Origin of the sequence: Mycobacterium sp. (assembly GCF_002863225.1) — a bacterium.
Taxonomy (GTDB): Bacteria; Actinomycetota; Actinomycetes; order Mycobacteriales; family Mycobacteriaceae; genus Mycobacterium.
This window is the reverse complement of sequence record NZ_PKEK01000035.1, coordinates 41712-53638: the sequence shown is the minus strand read 5'-3', so window position 1 is coordinate 53638 and position 11927 is coordinate 41712. Positions and strand designations below refer to the sequence as shown.

Here is an 11927-nt window from a genome sequence, read left to right as displayed (position 1 = left end):
CTGGTTCATCGGCGGTTGAGTACCCAAATATGCCCGGACATCAATGTGGCGAACGCGCACCACAGCGGATACGGCAACAACGCCCGCCCGGCCCGCGAATCGGCCGCGGCGGTGCGTCGGACGAGGTCGGCGCTGCTGGCGGCCAACACCCCAGCACCCAGTGCGGAGGCGCCGAGCTTCTGGTACTTGAAGAACAGCCAGCTCCAGCCGGCGTTCAAGATAAGGTTCGCGACCAGCGCGATTGTGTAGCTGCGGGCCTCGTCATGCCGGCCGGTGGTGCGCAGGCGGTCGATGGCCGTCGCAGATGTCACGGCGATATCGCCGTACAGCGTCGTCCACGCGATCGGAAACACCTCATTGGGCGGTACGTAGCTCGGCTTGCGGAGCTTCGAATACCACCGAGTGATCCGAGGTTGGCTGGCCACACTCCCGATGCCAGCGGTCGCCCCGACGGCAAGAGTTGTTGCTGCCAGAGTCTGCTTGTTCACAGTGAAATCCCTTCGACTCCGCGATTCTTTCAGTCAATTAAGTATTAATCAACTGAAGTAAAGCTCATATGCAGATAAGCTGGTCGCGTCATGAACCACGAAGAGACCGCAGGCGACCGGGCCGCACTCGAGCAGCAGATATCAGCGTATCTGCGCGTCATGACTGCGGAATCCGAACAAATCGGCCGGGCCTTCGCCGCGGTACATGAGGTGCGGCCCACCGACTTTCGGGCGCTCATGCACGTCATGGTGGCCGAGACGGCAGGTGAGCCGGTCACCTCCGGCGAATTGCGCCAGCGCATGGGACTCTCTGGTGCGGCGATCACCTATCTGGTCGACCGGATGATGGCGTCCGGCCATATCACCAGAGAGTCCGATCCGGCGGATCGGCGCAAGGTCATCCTGCGCTACTCCGACTCGGGGCTCGCGACTGCGCGCGCGTTCTTCGCCCCGCTGGGAAGCCATTCGCATGACGCGATGGCGGGGTTGCCGGATTCCGACCTGGTGGCCGCCAGCAGGGTGTTCGCCGCGCTGATCGAGGCGATGCAGCGATACCAGGACGATCTGGCATCCTTCAAATCTCTTGAGCGGACTGATGATTGAGCGAGGCGAAAGGGGGTGCCGTGCCGACTGATTCGAACGGGATGACCACCCGCAAGCGACGACACATCGACGTGTGTCTGGATGACCGGGTGAATTTTTCCGGTGTCACGACTGGTCTCGAGCGCTACCGCTTGCCGTACAACGCACTGACACAGACCAGCCTCGCCCACGTCGATCTGGCCACCCACTTTCTCGGTGCTCCGCTGCGGGCCCCGATGTTGGTCGGCGCGATGACGGGCGGCGCCGAGTTGTCGGCAACGATCAACCGGAATCTGGCCGAAGCGGCACAGCTGCTCGGCATCGGCATGATGCTCGGCTCCCAACGGATCATGCTCGACAGCGCCCTGGGGGAGCAGGCGGCGTCCAGCTTCGACGTTCGCGACGTGGCGCCGGATGTGTTGTTGATCGGCAACATTGGGCTGGCGCAGTTGACGGTCGCGGGTATCGAGGACATCTCCAATGCGCTCAAACGAGTCGGCGCGGACGCCCTTGCGGTGCACACCAATCCGTTGCAAGAGGCGGTTCAGCGAGACGGCGACGGTGACTTCTCCGGGTCGATCGATCGATTGTTCGAAGTTGCTGCGGCGTTGGACTATCCGGTGCTGCTCAAAGAGGTCGGGCACGGCATCGGCACCGCGGCGGTGGCCGAGCTGACCAGTCGGTCAGGCGAATTGCCGCTGGCTGCAATCGACGTCGCCGGTGCGGGCGGAACCTCGTGGGCACGAGTGGAGCAACTGGTCCGCTACGGGGAGGTCCGCTTTCCGGACTTGGCGGACTGGGGCATCCCCACCGCGCAGGCCATCGTCGAGGTGCGGGAGGCACTGCCCACCGTTCCATTGGTTGCCTCCGGAGGCATCCGCACCGGAATGGACGCAGCCAAGGCGTTGGCTCTGGGCGCGGATGTGGTCGCGGTAGCCCGCCCATTGTTGCCTGCGGCAATCGAATCGACTGCGGCAGTTGTCGATTGGTTGGAGCGCTTCATCGAGGAGCTGCGGATCTGCCTACATGGCACGGGAGCCTCGGACTTGTCGGCGCTGCGCGATATCGGCGTCGCACCGATGCAGTGACCCCGCGGCCCTGACGTGCAGCAGTCAGACGAGATTGCGCGAGGGGGCGTTCGGCGTCGATGCCGCTTTCTGCTCGACGAGGTCGCCTTCGAACGACGACATCGCTGAAATCATCGCGGTGAAAACACGATGCGCGGCAACGAGGTCTCCGTCGGGCAGTTCGGCGAGCGCCGCACTCAGGTGGACGCCGAGCGGTGTGAAGAAGCCGTGGGCCATTTCCATGCCACTGGCCTCGTAGCGCAGCAGCGCCTTGCGCCGGTCTGCGGGATCCGACTCGCGCCGGATGTGTCCGGCGTCGATCATCCGGTCGACCAGATAGGTGATCGCTGCGGGGGAGACATCCATCCGTTGCCGGAGCTGGGCCATCGTCAGAGGCTTACCCGCGGTTTCGGCGACCATGACGTGCAGCAGGGCGTGAAAATCGTTGCCGCTCACGTCGTGCCTGCGGGCGAAGTAACGGCCGATGCGGTCGGACTGTGCGGTGACCGCCCGCATGTCGGCCGACATCAGCTTCTCGAGCTGCGACCTGCTGGGAGGTGCATTGCTCATGCCCCGCTTAGTCACCCGACCGCATCCTTTTCAGCCATTCTGACCTACGTTCACGAACCCGGTAGATCAGCGACGATACGCCAGAACCTTACACAATCTCGACGTCGCTGTTCAGCCACCGACGGGTAACTCTTCGCCCGCGACCACGCGTTGTGCCACCTGGGCAATGGGTGTGCTGGAGTTCTGGGACATCAGCTTGAGCATCTCGAATGCCCGGGCGGCGGTGACGTCGAACCGTTCCATCATCCGCCCCTTGGCCTGGCCGATGATGTCGCGCGAAGCCAGCGCGGCGCGGAACTGATGATCACGCCGGGTCATGTTCCACACCAGACCGGCGTGCGTCGCGAAGATCAAGCCCAGATCGACGGATCGGTCGTCGAAGGCGTAGGCAGTCTCGGTGTAGAAATCGAGCGACGCCGTCGTCGAACCCTCCCGCAGCATCCCCAGAGAGAGGATCGACCGGATCGGGGTCTGGTGGATTGCCTCGTCGCGGTACCGAGGCCAACGGTCGTCTGCGGCGAGATCGTCGACGCGGATGCATTCCTGCACTGCCCCCGCCGTCAGAGACGGTCCCTGTTGACAGAGATTCTGAATGTCGGCCAGCAGCACCGGATAGCGGTGCGTCGCCGCTTCGGACTGTGCCACGCAACCCCGTTTGCTGACGGTGACTGCCGCGTATCGGGCTCCCGGGACCGACTCCGCGGCCACCGTCATCAACTGGCTCAGCAGTGTTGGTGTATCCAACAAGGTGCGTTGGTGGAGATCAGATACCAACCGCGTTACGCGCAGAAAAGCATCGGAATGCGAATCCACAGCCAGCTCCTCGGAATTGCCCGAGTTCACGTCGATCTTCGGCAACGGTGGCTGACCGGGAATCAGGATTTCCGGCGCTTCAGAGCGTCTGGTTTGTGCACCGCGTCCGCCCCGGTCTTGTCACTGATGACCCGGTACTGCGGCTCGTCCGTGGATGCCCGCACTTTTCGGCCTGCGGCGGTGGTGTCGCGGGTGATCTTTTCCTCGATCGTGCCGGTGACGGTATGACCGTGGCTTTCCCAGGCGACCTTGTCGCCCTTGGTGAAGTCCTTCTCTGCCATGGGACGCCTTTCTGAACAGACTGCCGGCCACTCTTTGAAATACAACTATAAACTTAACTATTAAGCTTGTGAAGGAGATATTGAACGCAGCCGTGTTCGCGCCGTCAGCAACCGCCGAAACGGGGTATACCCCTTGTGCGGCGGGTAGCGCCGAAAGAGAACGAGAAAAAATCAAAGGAGTGAGCGATGCGGTGTGTCATCTTCGGTGCCACCGGCTACCTGGGTACGCGCCTTGTTCCCGCGCTGCTGTCGGCCGGTCACGAGGTCCGCGTCATGGCCCGTACTCCGGCCAAGCTCGACGACGTGCCGTGGCGCCAGGACGTCGAGGTCGTCGAAGGTGACGTCACCGACGAAGACCAGGTGCGACAAGCGCTCGACGGCCAGCAGGTCCTCTACTACCTCGTCCATTCGATGCTGGCCGCGGACTTCGTCAAGGTCGACGCCCGCGGGGCGAAAATCGTCGCCGACGCGGCCAAGCAGGCGGGACTCTCACGAATCGTCTACGTCGGCGGCATCATCCCCGACGAACAAGAGCTGTCCGCACACCTGGCCTCGCGGGCCGAGGTCGGCGACCTACTGCGTAAGTCGGGCGTCCCCACCGTGGAACTGCGCGCCGCGGTGATCATCGGCGCGGGCTCGGCCAGCTTCGAGATCATGCGCTACCTGACAGACCGTCTTCCGGTGATGGTCACTCCCAAGTGGCTGCGCACCCGGGTGCAGCCCATCGCGGTGCGTGACGTGCTGTACTACCTGACCGGCGCGGCAGAGTTGCCCGCCGATGTGAGCCGGGCCTTCGACATCGGGGGCCCCGAGACGTTCACCTACACCGACATGAGCGCCCGCTACGCGAAAATCTCGGGCCTGCGCAAACGAGTGGCAATCCCGGTCCCGGTCCTGACGCCCCGGCTTTCCTCACACTGGGTCAACCTGATCACCCCGTTGCCCCGAGCGCTGGCAACGTCGCTGATGGACTCCCTCGAAAACGACGTCGTGTGCGGGGAGCACGACATCGCCGAGCACATTCCGGACCCCGACGGTGGCCTGATGCACTACGACGACGCAGTGATCGACGCGCTGTCGCGCGTGAACGAACTCGACCTGCAGACCCGCTGGTCGCGGCCCGGACAGGAAGACCCGCCCGCGCACCCACTGCCCACCGACCCGGACTGGGCGGGTGGATCACTGCACGAGAAGTCGATCGAACGTTCAGTCGACGCCGACGCCGAGACGTTGTGGAAGGTCTTCGAGTCGATCGGCGACGAACACGGCTGGTCGGCAGCACCTCCGGCCTGGGCGCTTCGCGGCTGGACCGGACGAAACGGCAAGAACGGCAAGCGATCACAGCAGCAGAATCGGTCATTACGTGCGGGCGAGGCGCTGGACTGGTGGCGAGTCGAACATGTCGACAAGCCCCGGTTGCTGCGGCTGCGCGCGGACGTTCCGCTGCCGGGGCGGCTCTGGCTGGAGTTGTCGGTGAGCGACGAAGCCCAGGGTCGCTGCCGCTATCGGCAGCGGGTGGTGTTTCAGCCGTACGGCCTTCCCGGTGAACTGTTCTGGGCCGCCTCGGGCGTGCTTCGACGGGCAGTGTTCGCCGGGATCGCCAAGGACGTCACCGTGAAGGCGAGCGCCGGCTACGTGCCGGCCCGCAGCTGATAGCGGCGCTCGGCGTAGGCCACGTCGTCTTTCCACAGCCGTGCCGAGGCCACTCGCATGAGCCCACCTATCAGGGGTGCGACGCTGCGCGCGCGTTTGAATCCCGTCCGGCCCGAGTGCGCGATGGTGGCTTCGATCACCGCGGTTCGCGGTCGACCGTCCGGACCCGGACCGATTGGCGTGGCATGAGTTTCGACGACACTGCCCACACCCTCGCCGTCGACGATCCGCATCACGATGGTGCGTGCTTCGGGGCTGGTGAACTCGGCGACGGTGGGCACACCGACGCGCCCGACGCGAAATGTCACCGCAACCAGGAAGCTGTCTACCTCCTCGGTCGGCGTGGTCAACACCTCGAGCTGGGTGAAGGAGTAAGGGTGATACCACGCCCCGTGCCAAGGATCGAGCCGGTTGGCGATGATGTCGGATGGTTCGCAGGTGCCGACCATGCTGGCGACCGCGTCGATCGTGTCGCCGATCGGCCGGGCCGGAATCACCGGCTGGTCGAGCGGCTCCTCACCGCCGACACTGTCCAGCCGAACCCACGCCAGCACCCCGTCGTCGTAGCTGGGCAATGCGCGCCAACCGAATTCGTCGGAATCGCGGCTGAGGCACAGGCCATGCCAGCGACAAATCAGCTCTCCGTCGTGGACCGCGGCGGTCGCAAGGTCGGCGCCTAGATGAGGGCAGCTGCGGGGACCGACGCACAGTCGGGACTGCCGATCGCGCCACGCGACCAATTCGGTACCGGCGATCCGGGTTCCGAGTGGCCGGCCCGCACGCACCTCGCGGCTGCCGGCGAAGGCATACCAGTTGCCGGTCGGTCGGCGCTGTGACCGGTCCAGTGCGGCGTTGATCACAGCGGGGGAGGCGTCGGCGTAGGTCGGGCGCTGACCTGTCCAGGTCCCCGGTGGGATCGGTTGCAGCGGCCAATCTTTGGGCCAGCGCCGTCGCACGTTGTCGCTGATGCTCATGGTCGCGGCGACCTTTCTCCGCCGGCGAGACGGCGCAGCAGTGCCGATCGGCCCCGGGTCGGGACCGAGGAGAGTTCATGGCCGGCGATTCCCCAGCGCTGCAGTATCTCGTTGGCGGCGGTCCAGCCGGTCGTGGCCGCCCGCTCCATCAGTGCGACCGGCAAGTCGATGCGCACTCCGTCACCGGCCAGCAGGAGCCCCGGCTGCGGTGTGAGAACGGTTGGACGCTGCGCAAAGGTGCCCGGGGCAAAAAGCGGACAGTCGTTGCGCTGCAGCGTTTGTTCGTGAACGATTTTGGCCTCGGTGGTCTCGGGGTAGATTTTGTGCAGTTGGTCGAGCATGGCATTTTCGGGCTGGGCGGATTCGACTGCGTATGAATGCAATTCAACGACAGAGCCGCCGGTTCGCTGGGTCCAGTCGGCGGCCTCACGCTCGTAGCGGTCCAAGACGCTGATGTTGTCGACGGGCTCGTGCCCGGAGGTGCCCAGAAACGGCGGGCGGTCAGCTGCCACCGGACGGTCGAGCCACAATCGCTGCACCAGGAACGGCGGCGCAGTGCGCAGCCGCTTGATCCTCGCCCGCCACATGTCGTCGCAGAGCGACGGTGAGGATTCGACGATCCGTTGCAATCCAGCGATATCGGTGGCCAGCACCACCGCGTCGGCATCGAACCCAACGCCGGCGTCGGCGTCGACGTGAAACGTCTCGTCGTCAGCACTCTCGATGCCCGTCACCGAAACACCTTGATGGAAGCGAACTCCCAGTCCCTCGAGGTATCGCTGCAGCGGCGTCCACAGCGCGGTGTCGAAATTGCGGTTGGCGACGTCGAAGATCAATCCCTCGCTGGACCCGAGGAAGTAGATGTGGAACATCGCGGCCAATTCCGCGGCGGACAGGTCGGTGGGGCTGGCGAAGAAGCTGCGCGAGAAGACCTCGAAGGCCAGGTGGCGGGCCGCCTCGGGGAAATTGATGCTCTTCAGGAATGTCTCGGCGTCGATGTGATCGAGCCGCTGAAAGATGTCCGGCACCGACACCGTGGCAAGCGGCGCGGCCGCCCGTGCATCGATCTTGAGAAGGTCGGTGATCCGGAAAGTCGGGCTGCGCAAGGCGAATACGAGCGCGTTCCACGGCGGGGTGCGGGGAAGGCCGCGGAAGGTGTCTCTGCGGCCGGCCCCGTCGATGAGCGGGTAGTCGTCGACCGCGGTCAGCATCGACAACGCCGGGTCGACGCGTTGCAGGAGTGCGCGCAAGTTGTAGTACTGCCGGAAAAACGCGTGGAAGCCGCGATTCATGGCCAGATCGACGCCGTCCAGCTGTTCGGTCCAGCCGCCGACCCGACCGCCCAGGTATCGCTCGCGCTCGACCACGTCGACCGAGATGCCGCGCTCCGCCAGTCCGGTCGCCGCCGCGAGTCCCGCGATTCCCGCGCCGACCACCACGGCCCGCGGCCGTGACGCAAGCCCGTCGGCGCTTTGTCGACCCTGCGGTGCCGGGAAGACGCGGCGATGTCGGTCGGTCATGTCGGCGCGTTGCCCAGAAAGGTGTGCGCGATGTTGGCTTCCCAGCCCGGCATCGTTTCGCTGCGCACGTCGATGAAGCCGGCGTCGCTCATCCGCTGCCGCAGACGTGTGGCGCCGTCGAAAGTCAACACGCTTCGCCACAGGTGCCGGTAGAGCGTCGCGTCGCGGGTCCGCAACCAGCCGGACGGAATGATGATGCCCCATGCCACCGCGTTCCAGATCGCGGTCCCGACGCGGGAGTCGCGCACCGAGTAGTCGTGCACGGCCAGCGGTGCGCCGGGTGCCAACAGGGTGCGCAGCGCCCGCAACTGGGTGTCGGGGTCGGACAGGTTGCGAATCAGGTACGCGGCCAGTATCCCGTCGAATGGGCCGACGACGCCGTGTTCGGCGAGACCTTCGACCGGAGTGTGCACGAAGCGCACCGAGGACGGCCAGGACTTTGCGCGGGCCTGGTCGAGCATGCCGCTCGACGCGTCGATCGCGACGATCTCGGCGTGCGGCGCAACGCTCAGCAGCGCCGCCGTCGACGCCCCGGTGCCGCATCCTGCGTCGAGCAACCGCAATCCACGACCCTTATTGGGCAGTTGCAGTCGTTGGGCCGAAAGCCGAAGGTGGGCATGGTATCCCGGGCTGGTGCCGACGAGTCGGTCGTAGGCGTACGCGCCCACGTCGAACGCGGCGGGCACTTCGGTGCGGGGCAGGCCGGTGTTACTGACGCTCACGTTGTCGCTCCCATAGCAGCAGGACGGCGGTAACCAGGGCAAAGCCGAACAGGAAATCTTCGATCGGGATATCGAGCGGAAACCGGATCCCGCTGGTCTGCCGGTTGTCGTAGATCACGATCGGGGCACTCAGCTTGGTGAGCCACCCGTCGGTCAAGATCTGAAATCCGACCACGATCACCATCGACAACCAATATGCCGTGCGGCGGAAAAGCCCGGTGCGCAACGCGACCAGCTCGAGCGCCACCACGGCCAGCACCGACAGCACCGCCGGCAGGGTGTACCCGACGCCCGTCATCTGCGCTTGACCATTCGCAGAATGGCACTCACGGCGTTGTAGGTCAGCAAGCCGCACAGCGGGATCACTAGAAAGAACAAGACTTCTTCGATCGGCAGGTGAACGGGAAGATCCACTCCGGTGACATAGGCCGGGTTGTAGGTCCAGATGCGCAGCGCGATCGCGACCTCGTCCCACAGCACGAACACCGCCGCGACCGGTAGTACCGCACGCGCGGCCCGCCACCCCTGGCGATACACGCCGGGGCGGAAGATCTCCAGCGGCAAAGTGATCGCCAGGCACGCACCGAGCACGATCAAATACTGCCACCGATCCATCAGGCGGCACCGAAACTGCGATCACCCGCTGCCGCCGGTTGCGTCAGCCGCGCCCGCCACGACCGGACCAGACCGGCGCCGGCGACGCGTAACCGTCGCGCGTTGCCCACGGACGCACGCTGGGTGAACACCGCGAAGTTGCTGGCTTCGATGCGATCGAGGATCTCCGAATACAGCCTCAATGCGACGTCGACGCACGGTCGCGAACGTGGTTGCAGCATCGGAACACCCTCCGCCGCGTAACGATAGATCTGACGCGCAATGTCGTGCTGCTCGGCCAGCGCGTTACGCACCCGCGGGTCGGTCCGCCGGTTGTAGTGGCACCACATCAGCACGTCGCGATCGACGCCGTGGGAGGCGAGCTCGTCGGCCGGCAGGTAGACGCGTCCGCGCACCAGGTCCTCGTCGATGTCGCGCAGGAAGTTCGTCAGCTGGAATGCCCTGCCCAGTGCCGCCGCGTGTGGTGCTGTCGCCTCACGGTCCGCAACGGTGCCCAGGATCGGAAGTACTTGCAGGCCAATCGCTTCCGCCGAGCCCTTCATGTACAGGTTGATCGCGTCGCGATCCGGATAGTCGGTGATCGTCAGATCCATCCGCATCGAGGTCAGGAAGTCATCGAACAGCTGGTCGTCGATGGCGTAGCGCCGCGCGGTATCCCGCACGGCGGCGAGCACCGGGTTGTCCGGATGCTCGACGGGGGAGAAGAACTGGTCCGACAGCTGTGTGAGGCGAGCGGCCCGGGTCTGGGTGTCCAGGGACGGATCGAAGTCGTCGAGAATGTCGTCGGCGTAGCGCGCGAAGCCGTAGAGGGCATGAATCGGCGGGCGTTGATCCGGTGCGAGCAGGCGGGTGGCCAAAAAGAAGGTGCGCCCGTGCGCGGCGTTGAGGACCCGGCAACGGCGGTATGCGCCACGCAGATCCGGATCGTCGATACCTGCGGCGCTCAACTCGGTGCGGATCACGATTGGCCGGCTTTCGCGATGACAGTCCGCGCCGATCCTGCCGGGGCGCCGGTGATCCGATCGGCGGCCAGGCGGCCGGAGATCATCGCGGTGGGCACCCCGACACCGGGAACAGTCGACGATCCGGCCAGGACGGCGTTGTCCACGCCCCGCACGGTATTGGCCGGTCGGAACGGTCCGGTCTGGGCGAAGGTGTGGGCCAGCGAGAACGGCGTGCCCGCGATCATCCCTTGAGCGGCCCAGTCCTCGGGATTGACGACGTGCAGTACCTCGGCACCGTCCCGGAAGCCCGGGATCAGCCGCGCCCCGACGATATCGATGAGTTGTTCGGTATAGCTTTCGCCGATGCGCGACCAGTCGACGACACCGCGCTCGAGGTTCGGCGCCGGTGCCAGCACATAGAACAAGTCGTGGTCCCGCGGGGCCAGGCTCGGGTCGCTGGCGGACGGGCAGGTGACGAGCAGGGACGGGTCTCGCATCAACCGTCCGTCGCGGATGATGTCGGTGAAGGTCTGATCCCATTCACCGCCGAAGATGATGTTGTGGTGTGCCAGAGCCTGATTGGCCGCCGGTGACTGTCGACGGCCGATGTGTGCGACCACCGCGGAGGGCGCGGGCCGCAGGCGACCCGGGCGTCGCGGTGCGCGGTCTAGCAACGAGTAGGTGGTGGGCAGCTCGGTGGTCAAAATCACCGCGTCACAGGCGATGCGCTGCTCGTTGTCGGTGAGCACGGCCTTGACCCGGTCGCCGCTTCGCTCCAGGCCGGTCGCCGTCGCGCCGTACACGAAGCGCACGCCGGCGTCGGTTGCCGCCGCGGCCAGAGCGTCGGGTAGTGCGCGCATTCCGCCGCGCGGGAAGTAGACCCCGGAGATGGTGTCCATGTACGCGATAACTGCGTAGACCGCCAAGGCTTTTCGCGGTGAGACACCGGCGTACAGAGACTGGAACGTGAACACTCGACGCAGTCGCGGGTCGGAGATGTAGCGGTTGACCATGGTGTCCCACTTGCGGAATCCGCCCAGGGCCGTCAGGCGCGCAAGCTGCGGAGTGAGCAGCGACAGTGGGGAATCGAAGTTTTCGGCGATGAATCCGTTGAACTCGGTGTGGTACAGCCGGGTCAGCCAGTCGCGTAGCTTGCGATAGCCGTCGGCTTCTTCGGCGCCGGCGAACTGGGCAATCGCGTTCGCCATGAGATCGGCGTCGCTGTGCACGTCGATGCTGCTGCCATCGGCGAACTGTGCGCGGTACGCGGGTTCTACCTCGATCAGATCAAGCCGGTCCGAAAGACTTTCGCCTACCGCCGCGAAGGCCTCGTCGATGATGTCGGGCATGGTCAGAACCGTCGGACCGGTGTCGAGTTGATAGCCGCCGATGTCGGCCCGGCCGGCACGCCCACCGGGCCAGTTCTCCCGCTCGACCACGGTCACCTCGCGCCCGCGTCCGGCCAGGTGCAGCGCGGCTGTCAGACCCGACAGGCCGGCGCCGACGACGACCACGTGACCGGTAGGCCCCTTGACGGTGCGCATCAGTCGGCCCGTTCCGTGCAGACGGCGGCCATGTTGGTCAACGCTGCGCGCACCGGATCGCCGATCTGTAGCTGGTCGAGCTCCTGTAGTGCCGACGTGACTCGCTCGTTGATGGTGTCCTCGATCCATTGCACGGCGCCGGTCGACACGATCA

General features: G+C 65.5%; 14 protein-coding genes. 3 read left to right on the top strand and 11 right to left on the bottom strand.

The window, feature by feature from the left end; genetic code table 11:
* Nucleotides 1-5: 5 nt before the first annotated feature.
* Nucleotides 6-488 carry a TspO/MBR family protein gene (locus CYU59_RS08470; protein WP_292981649.1) on the bottom strand — a complete coding sequence of 161 codons (483 nt, stop codon included), beginning with the start codon at nt 486-488 and terminating at the stop codon, nt 6-8.
* Nucleotides 489-578: 90 nt separating this feature from the next.
* On the opposite strand from CYU59_RS08470, the gene CYU59_RS08465 reads away from it, so the two are divergent.
* Together CYU59_RS08465 and fni are read left to right on the top strand one after the other, a co-directional pair.
* Nucleotides 579-1091 (top strand): MarR family winged helix-turn-helix transcriptional regulator, encoded by a 513-nt coding sequence (locus CYU59_RS08465; protein WP_292981646.1) that lies wholly within the window; start codon nt 579-581, stop codon nt 1089-1091.
* Nucleotides 1092-1132: 41 nt separating this feature from the next.
* On the top strand, nt 1133-2158 hold the full coding sequence (gene fni / locus CYU59_RS08460) for a type 2 isopentenyl-diphosphate Delta-isomerase (RefSeq protein ID WP_292981690.1): 1026 nt from the start codon (nt 1133-1135) through the stop codon (nt 2156-2158).
* Nucleotides 2159-2182: 24 nt separating this feature from the next.
* On the opposite strand, the gene CYU59_RS08455 is transcribed toward fni, so the two are convergent.
* The 3 genes from CYU59_RS08455 to CYU59_RS08445 all read right to left on the bottom strand — a co-directional run bounded on the left by CYU59_RS08455 (nt 2183) and on the right by CYU59_RS08445 (nt 3801).
* Nucleotides 2183-2722 carry a MarR family winged helix-turn-helix transcriptional regulator gene (locus CYU59_RS08455; RefSeq protein ID WP_292981644.1) on the bottom strand — a complete coding sequence of 180 codons (540 nt, stop codon included), beginning with the start codon at nt 2720-2722 and terminating at the stop codon, nt 2183-2185.
* Nucleotides 2723-2818: 96 nt separating this feature from the next.
* Entirely contained in the window at nt 2819-3520 is a 702-nt protein-coding gene (locus CYU59_RS08450; protein ID WP_292981641.1) for a GAF and ANTAR domain-containing protein, read from the bottom strand.
* 62 nt (nt 3521-3582) lie between these two features.
* Nucleotides 3583-3801 (bottom strand): DUF2945 domain-containing protein, encoded by a 219-nt coding sequence (locus CYU59_RS08445; RefSeq protein WP_292981638.1) that lies wholly within the window; start codon nt 3799-3801, stop codon nt 3583-3585.
* 186 nt (nt 3802-3987) lie between these two features.
* Between CYU59_RS08445 and CYU59_RS08440 the strand changes: the two genes are divergently transcribed.
* A complete protein-coding gene (locus tag CYU59_RS08440; RefSeq protein WP_292981635.1) occupies nt 3988-5454 on the top strand; it encodes a DUF2867 domain-containing protein in 1467 nt (488 codons plus the stop codon).
* Here CYU59_RS08440 and CYU59_RS08435 read toward each other — a convergent pair.
* From CYU59_RS08435 to crtI, 7 genes are read right to left on the bottom strand one after another with little or no spacing between them, the layout of a single operon-like run.
* Nucleotides 5433-6428 carry a DUF5914 domain-containing protein gene (locus tag CYU59_RS08435; protein ID WP_292981632.1) on the bottom strand — a complete coding sequence of 332 codons (996 nt, stop codon included), beginning with the start codon at nt 6426-6428 and terminating at the stop codon, nt 5433-5435. The genes CYU59_RS08440 and CYU59_RS08435 overlap by 22 nt on opposite strands.
* Nucleotides 6425-7948: an FAD-dependent oxidoreductase gene (locus CYU59_RS08430; protein ID WP_292981629.1), complete on the bottom strand. Its 1524-nt coding sequence runs from the start codon at nt 7946-7948 to the stop codon at nt 6425-6427. The genes CYU59_RS08435 and CYU59_RS08430 overlap by 4 nt, the downstream gene beginning before the upstream one ends.
* Complete coding sequence (locus CYU59_RS08425) at nt 7945-8670, bottom strand: class I SAM-dependent methyltransferase (protein WP_292981626.1); 726 nt, start codon at nt 8668-8670, stop codon at nt 7945-7947. The genes CYU59_RS08430 and CYU59_RS08425 overlap by 4 nt, the downstream gene beginning before the upstream one ends.
* On the bottom strand, nt 8657-8968 hold the full coding sequence (locus tag CYU59_RS08420; protein WP_292981623.1) for a lycopene cyclase domain-containing protein: 312 nt from the start codon (nt 8966-8968) through the stop codon (nt 8657-8659). Before CYU59_RS08420 ends, CYU59_RS08425 begins: the two co-directional genes overlap by 14 nt.
* A complete protein-coding gene (locus CYU59_RS08415; RefSeq protein WP_292981688.1) occupies nt 8965-9288 on the bottom strand; it encodes a lycopene cyclase domain-containing protein in 324 nt (107 codons plus the stop codon). Before CYU59_RS08415 ends, CYU59_RS08420 begins: the two co-directional genes overlap by 4 nt.
* A complete protein-coding gene (locus CYU59_RS08410) occupies nt 9285-10247 on the bottom strand; it encodes a phytoene/squalene synthase family protein (RefSeq protein WP_292981620.1) in 963 nt (320 codons plus the stop codon). The genes CYU59_RS08415 and CYU59_RS08410 overlap by 4 nt, the downstream gene beginning before the upstream one ends.
* Nucleotides 10244-11902 carry a phytoene desaturase family protein gene (crtI, locus tag CYU59_RS08405; RefSeq protein WP_363114166.1) on the bottom strand — a complete coding sequence of 553 codons (1659 nt, stop codon included), beginning with the start codon at nt 11900-11902 and terminating at the stop codon, nt 10244-10246. The genes CYU59_RS08410 and crtI overlap by 4 nt, the downstream gene beginning before the upstream one ends.
* Between the last annotated feature and the right edge of the window lie 25 nt (nt 11903-11927).